The organism is Ochrobactrum sp. SFR4 (genome assembly GCF_019730395.1).
Taxonomy (GTDB): Bacteria; Pseudomonadota; Alphaproteobacteria; order Rhizobiales; family Rhizobiaceae; genus Pseudochrobactrum.
Genome location: NZ_JAAPBB010000756.1, coordinates 1 through 274 on the forward strand (window position 1 = coordinate 1; position 274 = coordinate 274).

Annotated in this window: 1 protein-coding gene; it reads right to left on the reverse strand. The window is 48.9% G+C overall.

Features of this window, described 5'->3' with window-relative positions; all coding sequences use genetic code 11:
• Positions 1-236 (reverse strand): DUF2293 domain-containing protein (locus HBA93_RS21110; RefSeq protein WP_502910167.1); only part of this gene is annotated, 236 nt, incomplete at its 3' end.
• Between the last annotated feature and the right edge of the window lie 38 nt (positions 237-274).

Sequence of the window (274 nt, forward strand, 5' to 3'; positions counted from 1 at the left end):
CTATCAGACATTAACTTTGTAGCGCTCCACTGGTTCAGGATTTCTATAACCTGATCGTTGATCCAGTATAGAGCGCTGTCTTTATCCAGCCCTTCATTGCGTAACTTGTCGTAATCCGTGTAGGTATGGCGAATATAGGCCAGCGCTGCCAAACGCACAGCGTTTTGCGGAGTAAGAGTGCGCATATGCGGCGCAGATGCTGCTTCCCTGATTTGCTCGGCATCATAAAAAGGCATGCGTGGCGCCAGTAATGTAAGCGCCTGTGCAATATCTT